General features: G+C 68.9%; 11 protein-coding genes. 7 read left to right on the top strand and 4 right to left on the bottom strand.

The features are described 5' to 3' along the window. Positions 1 to 103: 103 nt before the first annotated feature. Positions 104 to 1150 (top strand): SRPBCC family protein, encoded by a 1047-nt coding sequence (locus QZ814_RS03095; RefSeq protein ID WP_294329630.1) that lies wholly within the window; start codon positions 104 to 106, stop codon positions 1148 to 1150. Between the two features lie 9 nt (positions 1151 to 1159). Beyond that, positions 1160 to 2476, top strand: coding sequence for a methylenetetrahydrofolate--tRNA-(uracil(54)-C(5))-methyltransferase (FADH(2)-oxidizing) TrmFO (gene trmFO, locus QZ814_RS03090; RefSeq protein WP_294329629.1), 1317 nt, complete (start codon positions 1160 to 1162; stop codon positions 2474 to 2476). Positions 2477 to 2605: 129 nt separating this feature from the next. Here the strand turns inward: trmFO and QZ814_RS03085 are convergent, their stop codons facing one another. From QZ814_RS03085 to QZ814_RS03070, 4 genes are read right to left on the bottom strand one after another with little or no spacing between them, the layout of a single operon-like run. After that, the gene (locus QZ814_RS03085) at positions 2606 to 4102 is read right to left on the bottom strand and encodes a Ppx/GppA family phosphatase (protein ID WP_294329693.1); all 1497 of its coding nucleotides are present in this window, start codon (positions 4100 to 4102) and stop codon (positions 2606 to 2608) included. Between the two features lie 4 nt (positions 4103 to 4106). Further along, on the bottom strand, positions 4107 to 6275 hold the full coding sequence (locus tag QZ814_RS03080) for an RNA degradosome polyphosphate kinase (RefSeq protein WP_294329628.1): 2169 nt from the start codon (positions 6273 to 6275) through the stop codon (positions 4107 to 4109). Continuing rightward, positions 6272 to 6886 carry a chromosomal replication initiator DnaA gene (locus tag QZ814_RS03075; protein WP_294329627.1) on the bottom strand — a complete coding sequence of 205 codons (615 nt, stop codon included), beginning with the start codon at positions 6884 to 6886 and terminating at the stop codon, positions 6272 to 6274. The genes QZ814_RS03080 and QZ814_RS03075 overlap by 4 nt, the downstream gene beginning before the upstream one ends. Next, positions 6883 to 8124, bottom strand: a complete 1242-nt coding sequence (locus QZ814_RS03070) for a heavy-metal-associated domain-containing protein (RefSeq protein ID WP_294329626.1) — start codon at positions 8122 to 8124, stop codon at positions 6883 to 6885. The genes QZ814_RS03075 and QZ814_RS03070 overlap by 4 nt, the downstream gene beginning before the upstream one ends. 64 nt (positions 8125 to 8188) lie before the next feature. Here QZ814_RS03070 and purM point away from each other — a divergent pair, with 64 nt between their 5' ends. From purM to QZ814_RS03045, 5 genes are all read left to right on the top strand, one after another. Then, on the top strand, positions 8189 to 9295 hold the full coding sequence (purM, locus tag QZ814_RS03065; protein ID WP_294329625.1) for a phosphoribosylformylglycinamidine cyclo-ligase: 1107 nt from the start codon (positions 8189 to 8191) through the stop codon (positions 9293 to 9295). Between the two features lie 132 nt (positions 9296 to 9427). Next, positions 9428 to 9994, top strand: a complete 567-nt coding sequence (gene purN / locus QZ814_RS03060; RefSeq protein ID WP_294329624.1) for a phosphoribosylglycinamide formyltransferase — start codon at positions 9428 to 9430, stop codon at positions 9992 to 9994. A 71-nt stretch (positions 9995 to 10065) separates the two neighbouring features. Continuing rightward, positions 10066 to 10263: a hypothetical protein gene (locus tag QZ814_RS03055; RefSeq protein ID WP_294329692.1), complete on the top strand. Its 198-nt coding sequence runs from the start codon at positions 10066 to 10068 to the stop codon at positions 10261 to 10263. A gap of 41 nt (positions 10264 to 10304) precedes the next feature. Then, a complete protein-coding gene (locus tag QZ814_RS03050; protein WP_294329623.1) occupies positions 10305 to 10997 on the top strand; it encodes an endonuclease/exonuclease/phosphatase family protein in 693 nt (230 codons plus the stop codon). Further along, entirely contained in the window at positions 10997 to 13273 is a 2277-nt protein-coding gene (locus QZ814_RS03045; RefSeq protein WP_294329621.1) for a patatin-like protein, read from the top strand. The genes QZ814_RS03050 and QZ814_RS03045 overlap by 1 nt, the downstream gene beginning before the upstream one ends. The last annotated feature ends 3 nt before the right edge of the window (positions 13274 to 13276 follow it).

Below are 13276 nucleotides of genomic sequence, written 5' to 3'. Positions count from 1 at the left end.
CGAACGATCGGCGCGAAAGCGCCCCGCTTGACCGCCTCCCCATTGTATCGTTATTTCTGTTCCAACAGAACTTATCGAATATACGAACGAGAGGAGACTCTGCATGCGACGTGCCACCGCGCCTCGAACCAGGCCCATCGTCCGGATCGCGTCGGCATTCGCCGCAGGTCTCGCCTTCTGCCTCGGCGCCTATCTGCTGATCGACTATGCCCGGCCCGACACGCTGATCAGCATCAGCTTCCTCATCCTGCTGCCGGGCATGGTGACGGCGTTCATCGCCACCATCGCCGATCCGATGGGCGAGCGGCCGCGCCGCTTCTATACCTGGCAGGTGCCCGCCGGGCTGCTCGGAGCGGTGATCGTCGCCTCGATCGTCTTCCTGCGCGAGGGGACGATCTGCATCGTCATGCTCGCGCCGATCTGGCTGCTCTCCGGCGCCGCAGGCGGGGCGCTGGCCTATCGGTTCTTCGGTACCCCGCCCGAGGAGGGCGCGGGCGTGGTGCGGTCGAGCGCGTTGCTGCTCGTGCCGGTGCTGGCGATGCAGCTGGAGCCCGTGCTGCCGGTACCGGTTGCGCAGGTCGCGGTCACGCGCTCGATCGTCGTGCGCGCCGATCCCGCGACGATCTGGCCGCTGGCTCAGGGCGTCGGCCGGATCGGCGCGACCGAGGGCCGGTGGAACATCACGCAGAGCCTGATCGGCCTGCCGCGGCCGGAGAGCGCCCGGCTGATCGGCCGGGGCGTGGGCGCGATCCGGGACGTCCGCTGGCAACAACATCTGAATTTCCAGGAGGTGATCACCGACTGGCAGCCCGGCACCCGCATCTGGTGGCATTTCCGCTTCGCCGGCAAGGACCTCGCCCGCTGGGGCCTGCAGGACCGCCACCTGCTGCCCGACGGCCCCGCCTACCGGATCAGCGAGGGCGGCTACACGCTGCAGCCGCTGGGGAACGGACGCACGCGACTGACGCTCACCACGCGCTATCTGGTCCGCACCCCGGTCAACTGGTATGCGCGGGCCTGGGGCGAGCTGTTCCTGGGCGATGTGTCGAACAACGTCCTGGCGGTGATCGCCGATCGCGCGGAAAAGGCCCAAGGGGTTGCACCGGGCGTCGCGGCGTCTATGTCCCCTCCCCCTGTTTCCTTGAAGTGAAGAGCGTCCATGCCCGGCTACGACATCCATATCATCGGCGGCGGCCTTGCCGGTTCGGAAGCGGCGTGGCAGCTCGCCCAGGCCGGGTACAAGGTCCGCCTTTCCGAAATGCGCGGGTCGGGCGACATGACGCCCGCGCACCAGAGCGACCGCCTCGCCGAGCTCGTCTGCTCGAACAGCTTCCGCTCGGACGATGCCGACAGCAACGCGGTCGGGCTGCTCCACCAGGAGATGCGCGCGCTCGGCTCGCTGATCCTGACCCAGGGCGACATCCACAAGGTGCCCGCCGGCTCGGCGCTGGCGGTCGATCGCGACGGCTTTGCCGACGGCGTCACCGCCGCGCTGGAACAGCATCCCAACATCACCATCGTCCGCGAGCGCGTCGACACGCTGCCCGCCGAGGGCCGCACCATCATCGCCACCGGCCCGCTCACCGCACCGATGCTGGCCGAAAGCATCGGCCGCGCGACCGGCAAGGACAGCCTCGCCTTTTTCGACGCGATCGCGCCGATCGTCCACCGCGAGTCGATCGACATGGAAACCGCCTGGTTCCAGAGCCGCTGGAACAAGGGATCGGGCAAGGATTACATCAACTGCCCGATGTCGAAGGAGCAGTATCTCGACTTCCACGCCGCCCTGATGGCGGGCGAGAAGACCGAGTTCCGCGAGTGGGAGAACGTGCCCTATTTCGAGGGCTGCATGCCGATCGAGGTGATGGCGGAGCGCGGCGTCGATACGCTGCGCTACGGGCCGATGAAGGGCGTCGGTCTCGACGATCCGCGCACCGGGCGCTGGCCCTATGCGGTGGTGCAGCTGCGGCAGGACAATGCCAGCGGCACGCTGTGGAACATGGTCGGCTTCCAGACCAAGCTCAAATATGCCGAGCAGGTCCGGCTGTTCCGCACCATTCCGGGGCTGGAGAATGCCGAGTTCGCCCGGCTGGGCGGGCTCCACCGCAACACCTTCCTACGCTCGCCCGAGCTGCTCGACGGCACGCTGCGGCTGAAGAGCGCGCCCAACATCCGCTTCGCCGGCCAGATCACCGGCTGCGAAGGCTATGTGGAGAGCGCCGCCATCGGGATGCTCGCCGGGCGCTTCGCCGCGGCCGAGATTGCCGGCACTGAGCTGCCGCCGCCGCCGCGCGAGACCGCGCTTGGGGCGCTTCTCTCGCACATCACCGGCGAGGCGGAGATCGAGACCTATCAGCCGATGAACGTCAATTTCGGCCTGTTCCCGCCGATCGAGGGCCGGACCAAGAAGGCCGATCGCAAGCGCATGTACACCGATCGCGCCCGGGCGGCGCTGAAGGAGTGGCTGGCGGCATAACGCGCCGCTCCCCTCAACCGTCGTCCCGACGAACGTCGGGATCCAGACGCCTCGCCGCTTCAGATGGAACCGGTACGTCCAGGCCAATGGATCCGTGCCTTCGCCGGGATGACATATCCGTAGCCGGTTTCACGTCTCCAGCACCGGCTCCTTCGCCATCGCCGCCGCCAGTGCGCGGTGGCGCTTTTCCACCGCCTCGCCGTAGAGCGGCTCGTCGCCGTCCGCGAGGCTGAGCACCAGCGCATTGCCGTCGAGCCGCAGCCGCGAGCGCCGCAGCGGGCGCGCAACCCCGCCGCTCAACCGCTGGCCGAGCCGCATCGCCAGACCCCAGCGTTTGGCTTCCGCTAGCGCCTCGGGAGACGCCAGCCGTTCGAGCGGCGCCGGGCTGTCGGTCGCGCCGCCCAGCGAGGTGTAGAGCGCCTGCGCCACGATCGCACGACCGGCGGCGTCGATGCCCACCCAATTGCCGTGGAGCCCGATCTCCATGCCGCGCTCGGCGCGGAACTCGGGATTTGCGCGCCAGCCCACATCGGCAAGCAGGCAGGCGGCGTGGCGGAGCCGCGCCCATTCCGGACCGTCGCGAAACAACGGCGCCAGCCACGCATCGAGCAGGTCGCCATGTTCGGGGAAGCGGCCCGAGCGCTGTCCTTCCTCGCGCGCGGCGACGATCAGCGGATCCTGCAGACGCTCCTGCGCGGACAGCCGCTGGAACAACAGCCCCTCGCGCAGGCCATAGGCCGAGACGATCGTGCCGCTGCTGCCAAGCTGCTTGGTCACCGCCACCAGCAGGGCGGCGGCATCCGCCAGCGAGGGGATGCGCGCGCTCGACAGGTCGGGCACGGTCTTGAGATCGGCCTTGGTCGCGCCCTCGACACGGCGGCCGAGTTCCTCCACCCGCGTGATCGCCAGCGGATAATGATGGACGATCGGTAGCGGATAGTTGCTGAGGTGCATGTCCAGCTTGGCGAGCGAACGCCACGATCCGCCGACCATGTAGAAGGGCAGGCCCTTCCCCCGCCCCTTCCAGCCCGCCGCCTCGATCATGCGGGTGACCTCGCGCTCCAGCACGCCCTTGCCGCGCGCTCGGATCGCGCCGAGGCGGAGGACGCCGAGCGGGAACGAGACCCGGTCCGTCACGGTACCCGCGACGACACGGACCAGCTCCAGGCTGCCGCCGCCGAGATCGCCGACCACGCCGTCCGCTTCGGGAATGCCGGAGAGCACGCCGAAGCCAGCAGCGGTCGCCTCCTCCACCCCGGAGAGGAGTTCGACCTCCAACCCGAAGCCCTCGGCCATCGCCATCAGTTCGCCGCCATTGCTCGCATCGCGCACGGCAGCGGTGGCGACGGTGCGCAGTTCGCTCACCTGCATTTCGCGGGCGAGCAGCGCGAAGCGGCCGAGCGCCGCCCGGGCGCTGGCAAGGCCACCCGCGTGGATCGCACCCGTCTCGGCCAGCCCCTTGCCGAGTCCCGCCATCACCTTCTCGTTGAACAGGATCGCGGGAAGCCGTGCCGGGCCTTCATAGACAACCAGACGGATCGAATTGGAGCCGATATCGATGATCGCCGTGCGCGGCCGGGCGCCTTCGGATTGGGCGCGCGGCGTGCGGAACAGGGCAGTGGCCACCCGGTCAGGCACCCTTGGCGGCAAGGCGCCGCTTGCGCGGCGACAGTTTCGGCACCGGCTTGCGCGCCTCTACCGCCGCGCCGCGGCCGGAGAGCGAGGGATTGGTCATGAAATAGCGGTGCAGGTTGAATTCCCCGTCGTCACCCGGAACGATCCGGTCATAATGGCCGTCGGATGCGAGCAGCCAGCTTTGTTCGTTGTCGAGTAGGTTGGCGACCATTACCTGGTCGAGCACCTGATCGTGCACGGTCTTGTTGAGTAGCGGCAGCATGAACTCGACGCGGCGGTCGAAGTTGCGCTGCATCCAGTCGGCCGAGGAGATATAGACCTTCGCGCCGTCGTTGGGCAGCGCCTTGCCGTTGCCGAACGCCCAGATCCGGCTGTGTTCGAGGAAGCGGCCGACGATCGACTTCACCCGGATGTTCTCGCTCATGCCTGCTACGCCCGGGCGCAGGCAGCAGATGCCGCGCACGATCAGCTCGATCTGCACGCCGGCAGTGCTTGCCTGATAGAGCTTCTCGATGGTCGCGGGATCGACCAGCGAGTTCATCTTCGCCCAGATCGTTCCCGGACGGCCGGCGCGGACATGCTCGATCTCCTCGTCGATCAGCGCCGTCAGACGCTTCCGCAGGTCGCGCGGGGAAATGCCGAGCAACTCCAGATGCTGCGGCTCGACATAGCCGGTGACGTAGTTGAAGATCTGCGCGGCATCGCGGCCCATCCGCGGGTCGGCAGTGAAGAAGCTGAGATCGGTGTAAATCCGCGCGGTGATCGGGTGGTAGTTGCCGGTGCCGAAATGGCAGTAGGTGCGGTAGCGATCGCCCTCACGACGCACGACCATCGACACCTTGGCGTGGGTCTTCCAGTCGATGAAGCCATAGACGACCTGCACGCCCGCGCGCTCGAGCGCGGTCGCCCAGTAGAGGTTCTGCTCCTCGTCGAACCGGGCCTTGAGCTCGACCACTGCGGTCACCGACTTGCCCGCCTCGGCGGCCGCGATCAGCGCGTTGATCACCGCAGGCTGCTTGCCGGCGCGGTAGAGCGTCTGCTTGATCGCCACCACGTCGGGGTCGGCGGCCGCCTGCTGGAGGAAGCTGAGCACGACGTCGAACGTCTCGTACGGGTGGTGGACGATGATGTCCTTGGCGCGGATCGCCGCGAAGCAATCGCCGCCATATTCGCGGATCCGCTCCGGGAACCGCGCCGAGAAGGGCGTGAACTTGAGGTCCGGCCGGTCCTCGTCGACCAGCATCGACAGGTCGCCGACACCCAGAAACCCGCCGGTCTCGGTGAGCAGCGCGTCGCTGCCGCCCAGCTCTTCCTTGAGCACCGCTTCGAGATCCGGCGCGATGCCCTCCTCCATCTCGAGGCGGATCACCCGGCCGCGGCGGCGCCGCTTGATCGCCGAGCGGAAGGTGAGAACGAGATCCTCGGCTTCTTCCTCGATCTCGATATCGCTGTCGCGCAGCACCCGGAAGGTCGCCGCGCCCAGCATCTCGTAGCCGTGGAAGAGCAACTCCCAGAAATGCTTGATCAGCGTCTCGATCGCGACATAGCGCGCCGGGCTGCCAGGCAGGCGGACGAAGCGCTTGAGCGTCGTCGGCAGCATCACCAGTTCCTGGATCGGCTCGCGGTCCGATTTGCGGAGCAGGTTGAAGATCACGCTCGATCCCTGGTTGGGGATGAACGGGAACGGGTGCGCGGGATCGAGTGCCTGCGGCGTCAGGATCGGGAAGATCTGCTCGCGGAAATGATTGGCGAGCCATTGCTCGGTCTCGCCCTCGATCGCATCGGCTTCGAGCACGAAGATATTGGCGAGCGCCAGTTCGGCGCGGATGTCTACCCACACCGCCTGCTGCTCGTCGGCGAGCGTGGCGGCTTCGGCCGAGATCGCTTCCAGCTGCTGGGCCGGGGTGAGCCCGTCGGCGGAGCGCGTGTCGATGTTCTGGAGCTGCTGACCCATCAGGCCCGCCACGCGCACCATGAAGAATTCGTCGAAATTGCTGCCCGAAATGGAGAGGAAGCGCAGCCGCTCCAGCAGCGGGTGCGCGGGGTTGCACGCCTCCTCCATCACGCGGCGGTTGAACGCCAGCCAGGAGAGCTCGCGGTTGAAATAGCGGGCTTCGGTGGGATCGGCGGGGGCGATGGTCGCAGGGGCGGCGGATTCGGTCATTCGCTCTCGCTATCGTCGGAATGCGTCAAAAGGCTTGCAGCCTGAAGTGTAGACTTCACCACCGGGATCGACAAACGGCCGTCGGTCTCCATCTCCAGCACATCGGCAACGCGCAGGATGGCGACGTGGCTGCGTTCGATCCGCTTGGCGACCCAGGCGATGACGGCCGGCGTCGCGTGGAGCAGGTGCCGGGTGAAGGCGCGCTCCAGCAGCAGCGGGATCAGCGCATCGTCGGGCGGACCGATTTCCAGGAGCGGCGAGGCGGCGAGGCGCGATCGCAAGTCCGGCAGCGTCACCTCCCAGACCGGGGGCGCGGCGTCGGCAACGATCAGCAGCGGGCGGCGCTCGCCCTGGGCGCGGTTCCAGGCGTGGAAGATGTCCGCCTCGTCGGCGCGCTCGGCATCGTCGAGGATCGCGGCACCCGTCTTCGCCGCGAACACGCGGGCGAGCAGGCTGCGGCCGGACTTGCGCGGGCCGATCAGCAGCGCGGCCATCACCGGCCAGGTGGCCCAATGTTCGAGCTGGTGGACGGCGCGGGCGTTGGAGTCGCTGACCAGAAAGTCCGTCTCGCTCGCCTCGGGCAGGCCCAGCGGCAGGCGCAGCTGGCTCATTGGGCTTTGGGCGACGGCGATGCCTGCGGTGCGGCGCCACGTCGGATACGGAGCACGCCCGGCCCTTCCTGCACGCTCCACCCGCGCGACTCGAGCGCAGCACGCAAGGCCGCCTGCGATCCTTCGAACGACACGCGCATGACGGAGATGCCGCCCAGTGCCAGGCTGGTGGTGGTGGCGCTGCGCACGCCGGGCACGCCGCGAACGGCGCTTTCGCCTGCGGTGACGGCGGCGGCGTTGGGCGTGTCGACCTGGACGGAAATCGCCGCGGTCGCGGCCGTGCCGCTGGCCTCGACGCTCGGGAGCGGCGTCGGCAATGGCGTCGCTTCGCTGGCCGGCGCGGCCGGCTGGGCGACCGGCGGCCGCGCGGCCAGGACGGAATCGGTATGCAGCCGGCCTTCGGTCAGCGCCGCCTGGTACGCCTTGTCGATCCGCGCGACGGCGGTGTCGAACAGCGCGTCGATCGCGTCGCCATTGTCGATTCGCAGCGCAAAGCTGGTGATCGGCGCCTTGTCCGGCCCGTGCGTCGCCGAGAAAATGCCGACGATCGGGCCGCCCGGATAGTCGCGGCGCAGCTGCACTTCCGCCACCAGCGTATCGACCGCGCCATATTGGTCGAGGATGGTCCGCCACCAGTTGCGGCCGTGCCGCAGCGTCTGCCCGGTATTGAGGAGAAGCTTGTCGGCGCCGGTGCCGCGCAGGCGGACATAATCGATCGTGCTGCCGGCGGCGCGCAGCCGGTTCCAGGCGCGCGCCCAGGCGGTGTCGCGCTCGAACACCTGGCCGACGCCGCCCGAATATTGCAGCGGCACCAGGAGCATCGGCGGCGAATGGGTAACGGCGATCGACACGCCCAGGATAGATCCTGCCTTGGCGCGATCGAACTGGACGCCGAGGCTGGCGATATAGCGATTGGGCCCGATCTGCTCGCGCTCGACGACGATACCGGTGACGATGGAGTCGAGCGCCGAGTCGGAAAGCGAGCCGGGCTTGCCGGTGAGCTGCTGCGACAGCATCGCCCACCCCTTGCGCTGTGCGATCCGCCAGCCGCCCTGGCGCGCGATGTCGGCGGTCTTGCCCGACACGTCGACCTTGACGCCGCTCACTTCGAAGCTGCCGATCGTGCCGGACGGCGCGGCAGGCGCCCCGCCTTGCCCGCGCGCCGCCATGATGCCAGCACCGGCGAGCGCGAGCGCGGCAACGGCGCCAATTACGGTTTTGGGACGGCGGAACTGCATGCGGCCGCCCTTTTGGCGAACCGGGCGTGGAAATCCAAGCGCGTTATGGCTAGGGCGCTCTGCCATGAGCGAGACCAAGGCGGGCCATGGCCCTTACACCTATGCCCAGGCGGGCGTTTCGATTGCGGCGGGCAATGCGCTGGTGCGCGCGATCGGCCCGCTTGCCCGTTCCACCCGGCGCCCGGGCGCAGACGCCGATCTGGGCGGCTTCGGCGGCATCTTCGACCTGAAGGCCGCGGGCTTCACCGATCCGCTGCTGGTCGCGGCGAACGACGGCGTCGGCACCAAGCTGAAGCTGGCCATCGAACACAACCATCATGACGGCGTCGGCATCGACCTCGTCGCGATGTGCGCCAACGACCTCATCGTGCAGGGCGCCGAGCCGCTGTTTTTCCTCGACTATTATGCGAGCGGCAAGCTCGACAACGCGGTCGCCGAGCGGGTCATCGCCTCGATCGCGGAGGGCTGCCGCCAGGCGGGCTGCGCCCTGATCGGCGGCGAGACCGCCGAGATGCCGGGCATGTACGCCGATGGCGATTACGACCTCGCCGGCTTCTGCGTCGGCGCGGTCGAGCGCGACCGGCTGCTCGACGGCAAGAAGATCGCACCCGGCGATGTGCTGCTCGGCCTCGCCTCCAACGGCGTGCACTCGAACGGCTTCTCGCTGGTGCGGCGACTCGCGGCGGACAAGGGCTGGAAGCTCGACCGCCCGGCGCTGTTCGACCAGGAGCGGCTGCTGATCGACGCGCTGATGGCGCCGACTCGGATCTATGTCGCCAGCCTTCTGCCGGAACTCCGCAAGGGCACCATCCACGGCCTCGCCCACATCACCGGCGGCGGCCTGCTCGAGAACGTGCCGCGCGTCCTGCCCGAGGGCACCCATGCCCGGATCGATGCCGATGCCTGGCCGCTGCCGCGGCTGATGGCGTTCCTCCAGGCGCAGGGCAATATCGAGCCCGAAGAGATGGCCCGCACCTTCAACTGCGGCATCGGCATGGTCGCGGTCGTCCCCGCCGATCAGGCCGAGGCCGTGACGGCCGCGCTGGCCGCCGCGGGCGAGACGGTGTTCCCCATTGGCACCATCGAGGCCGGCGAGCGCGGCTGCACCGTGGTGGGCAGCGACGAGACCTGGAGTGCCCGCGCCCCCTGGAGCGCCACGCATCATGGGTGATTGCCGAGCGCTCTCAGGATGCGCTCCCCTCCCGCTTGCGGGAGGGGTCGGAGGAGGGGCTGAGCGGTACCGCCAGCTTCCCCTCTCCACGTCAGCCCCTCCCCTAAACCCTCCCGCAGGCGGGAGGGGAATTTGAAGAAGCGACTCGGCATCCTGATCTCAGGTCGCGGCTCCAACATGGCCTCGCTGGTCGAGGCGGCCGCGGCGCCGGACTGCCCTTACACCGTCGCGCTCGTCGCCAGCGACAAGCCGGAGGCCGCCGGGCTCGCCTGGGCTGCCGAGCGTGGCGTGGCGACCTTCGCGCAGAGCCCCAAGGGCATGCCCAAGGCCAACTATGAGGCGAAGATCGACGCGGCGCTGCGCGAGTCGGGCGTGGAAGCGATCGCGCTCGCCGGCTATATGCGGCTGCTGTCCGACGATTTCGTCGCACGTTGGCGCGGGCGGATCGTCAACATTCACCCGTCGCTGCTGCCGAAGTACAAGGGCCTCGACACGCACGCCCGCGCGATCGAGGCGGGGGATGCGGAAGCCGGTGCCTCCGTGCACATCGTCACCGAGGAGCTGGACGGTGGCGAGGTGCTGGGCCAGGCCCGCGTGCCGATCCTCCCGGGGGACACTGCGGACACACTCGCGGCACGCGTGCTCGCGGAAGAACACAAACTGTACCGGGAAACGCTCGCGCGCTGGCTCCGCGGCTGAAAACCGGCGGATATTTGCCGGCGCCGCCGCGTTATCCCCGGTTCATAGTGGCGACAGGAAAAGCGATGGACATGCCCAAGGACTCGGCACTCACGCCGGAGGAAGAGGGCGGCATCGCGACCGCCGAGCTCGGCCTGGTACTGCTCGACGGCCCCAATGGCGTGGCGGTCGCCATGACGGCGGAGGCCGCCGAGGCCACCGGCCGCAGCCTGCTCGCGGCAGCGGAAGCGGCCATCGGCCAGCGCGAACGAGGCGAAACGGGTTATTGAGACTTGTGCAGCCATACTCCCCGCGCCGATAAGGGGCGCGGATGATCAAGGTCGCCAGCTATAACATGCGGAAGTCGATCGGCACCGACCGACGACGCCGACCGGAGAGGACGCTCGAGGTACTGCTCGAGGTCGGTGCGGACGTGATCGCCTTGCAGGAGGCCGATCGCCGTTTCGGCGCGCGTGAAGCAGTCCTCACCCAGAGCCTGCTCGCCGAACACAGCCCGTGGAAGCCGGTGCATTTCGGCATGCGCGCGCGGTCGATGGGCTGGCACGGCAACGCCCTGCTGGTCCGCAAGGAGGCCGAGATCCTCGGCTGCGCGGCGCTCCATCTGCCGACGCTCGAACCGCGCGGGGCGGTGATGGCGGACCTTCGCGTGGACGGCAGCCATCTGCGAGTCGTCGGCATGCACCTGGATCTATCGGGGCTGTGGCGCCGTCGCCAGGCGCACGCGATCCTCGCCCATCTCGCCACGCTGCCGCCGATGCCGACGGTGATGATGGGCGACCTCAACGAATGGAGTGCCGAGCGCGGCTGCCTGCGCGATTTCGCCCAGCATTTCGCCTTCGCGCCCACCGGCAAGAGCTTCCACGCCAAACGCCCGATGGCGCGACTCGACCGCATCATGGTCTCTTCGGACCTCGCCATCGGCGAGTCGGGCACGCATCACAGCCTCGCCGCGCGCACGGCGTCCGATCACCTGCCCGTTTGGGCGGAGGTGCGGCACCGCTGATGCACGAGAGCCAGGAAAAGGAACTGCGGCTCGCGCTGGTCTGCTATGGCGGGATCAGTCTTGCGGTGTACATGCACGGCATCACCAAAGAGGTGTGGCACCTCGCCCGCGCCAGCTGCGCCGAACGCGAGGGGACGCCGCTCACCAGCGTCTATCGCGAGCTGATCGAGGAGATCCGCGAACGCAGCGGCCTCAATTTGCGGGTGATGGTCGACATTCTGTCCGGTGCCAGCGCGGGCGGGATCAACGCGGTGTTCCTGGCGCAGGCGATCACCACCGGCCAGTCGCTCGATCCGCTGACCGCGATGTGGCTCGACCATGCCGATGTCGATGCACTGCTCGCCCCCAGCCAGGGTCCGTCGCACCGCTTCGCCAAGGTCTGGGCCAAGCCAATCGCCTGGATGCTTTCCAATCGCTCGCACACGATCGAGGAGACGGTGGAGACCGGCGCCCGCGCCGAGGTGCGCGAGAAGCTGGAGCGGTTCGTGCGCTCGCGCTGGTTCGAACCGCCCTTTGGCGGCGCGCAGCTGCTGAACACGCTGCTCGACGCCTTCGCCGCGATGGCCAGGGGGCCGGCCGAGCGCCGCTTGCTGCCCGACGGCCAGCCACTCGACCTGTTCGTCACCGCCACCGATTTCCGCGGCCATGCCGAAACGCTGCGGCTCAACACACCGGCCGAAGTTGTCGAGACCGAGCATCGCCTGGTGTTCGGCTTCACCGATCATGGGCGCAGGCGCGGGATCGCCGATGCCGCCGCGCTCGCCTTCGCCGCGCGCGCGACCTCCAGCTTCCCCGGTGCCTTCCCGCCGCTGATGGTCGAAGAGGTCGACAAGGTACTCGCCGACCGCGGCCAGGCCTGGCCGGGTCGCGACGCCTTTCTTCAGCGCGCGCTGCCCGAACAATGGGCGGAGAGCCGCGCGGAGAAAGCGGTGCTGATCGACGGCTCGGTGCTCGCCAACGCGCCCTTTGCGCCGGCCATGGCAGCGCTGCGCGAACGCCCTGCCCGCCGCCAGGTCGACCGCCGCTTCGTGTTCCTCGACCCCACGCCGGACATGCGGTTCGATTTCTACGGCCCCCGCCAGGAGCGGCCGGGCTTCTTCTCGACGATCATCGGCGCGCTGTCCGAACTGCCGCGCAAGCAGCCGATCCGCGACAATCTGGAAACCATCGCCGCGCGCTCGGACCGGATCGAGCGGATGCTGGCGATCGTCGCCGAGATCCGCGCGGAGGTGGAGGCGCAGGTCGAATCGCTGTTCGGCTATACGCTGTGGCTCGACTACCCGACGCCCAAGCGGCTCGCCGCGTGGCGCAAGCGTGCCCAGGTCGCTGCGGCGGCCAAGGCGGGGTACGGCCATACGGCCTACGCGCTGCTCAAGGTCGACGGCGCGATCGATCGCACCGCGAACCTGCTCCAGGCGCTGGGCGGCCAGCAGGACGGGCAACGGCTGCGCAGCCTGGCGCGCCAGCTCCGCGAGACGGTGCGGGTGCGTGGAGCCGACCGGTTCGGCGCGAACCTGCCCGGCGGCGCCTCGCCCGAGGCGCTGGATTTCCTGCGCGGGCACGATCTCGGCTTCCGCATCCGGCGCCTCCGCCTGCTCGCCCGGCGGCTGGCCGAGCTCGAGCAGACCGCCCCGCGCGGCGCGATGCGGCCGATGCGCGACGCGATCTACGGGGCGCTTGCCGCCTATCTCGAGCTCAAGCGCTCCGACACCTTTGCCGATCTTCGCGAGGGCACGGGCCAGGACGCCGGCGTCTTGCTCGATGCCCTGGCCGAGCGGATGCAGCTGCGCGCGCTCGACCGCCAGACCGACGAGGTGCTCTCGGCCGGGTTCAGCGCGCTCTCGAAGGAACTGCGGCGGCCGATGCTGCTCGCGTACCTTGGCTTCCCCTTCTTCGACATCGCGACGCTGCCGCTGCTCCAGGGCGAGGGCATGGACGAGTTTGATCCGATCCGGGTCGATCGCATCTCGCCCGAGGATGCCAAGGCCATCCGCACCGGCGGGGTGGCGGCGATGCTGAAGGGCAACCAGTTCAACAATTTCGGCGCGTTCTTCAGCCGCGCCTATCGCGAGAACGACTATCTGTGGGGCCGCCTCAATGGCGCCGATCGGCTGATCGATATCGTCTTGTCGACCCTCGATGCCGATACGCGGCCGGATGCGGACCACATTGCCGCGCTCAAGCGCCGGGCGTTTCACGCGATCCTCGACGAGGAGGCGGCAAATCTCACCGCCATCCCCGGCCTGATCGCCGAGCTGCGGACCGAAATCGGCTGAGCC

The sequence above is a fragment of the uncultured Sphingomonas sp. genome, from assembly GCF_913777625.1.
In the GTDB taxonomy this organism is placed as follows: domain Bacteria; phylum Pseudomonadota; class Alphaproteobacteria; order Sphingomonadales; family Sphingomonadaceae; genus Sphingomonas.
Note: the sequence above shows the minus strand (reverse complement) of the source record. Positions and strands in the feature narration are given on the sequence as shown.

Coding starts and splice junctions, on each gene's coding strand:
- QZ814_RS03050 (WP_294329623.1), top strand. CDS start 10,305: ATGATCAAGGTCGCCAGCTATAACATGCGGAAGTCGATCGGCACCGAC.
- trmFO (WP_294329629.1), top strand. CDS start 1,160: ATGCCCGGCTACGACATCCATATCATCGGCGGCGGCCTTGCCGGTTCG.
- QZ814_RS03095 (WP_294329630.1), top strand. CDS start 104: ATGCGACGTGCCACCGCGCCTCGAACCAGGCCCATCGTCCGGATCGCG.
- QZ814_RS03075 (WP_294329627.1), bottom strand. CDS start 6,886: ATGAGCCAGCTGCGCCTGCCGCTGGGCCTGCCCGAGGCGAGCGAGACG.
- purM (WP_294329625.1), top strand. CDS start 8,189: ATGAGCGAGACCAAGGCGGGCCATGGCCCTTACACCTATGCCCAGGCG.
- QZ814_RS03080 (WP_294329628.1), bottom strand. CDS start 6,275: ATGACCGAATCCGCCGCCCCTGCGACCATCGCCCCCGCCGATCCCACC.
- QZ814_RS03070 (WP_294329626.1), bottom strand. CDS start 8,124: ATGCAGTTCCGCCGTCCCAAAACCGTAATTGGCGCCGTTGCCGCGCTC.
- QZ814_RS03055 (WP_294329692.1), top strand. CDS start 10,066: ATGCCCAAGGACTCGGCACTCACGCCGGAGGAAGAGGGCGGCATCGCG.
- QZ814_RS03045 (WP_294329621.1), top strand. CDS start 10,997: ATGCACGAGAGCCAGGAAAAGGAACTGCGGCTCGCGCTGGTCTGCTAT.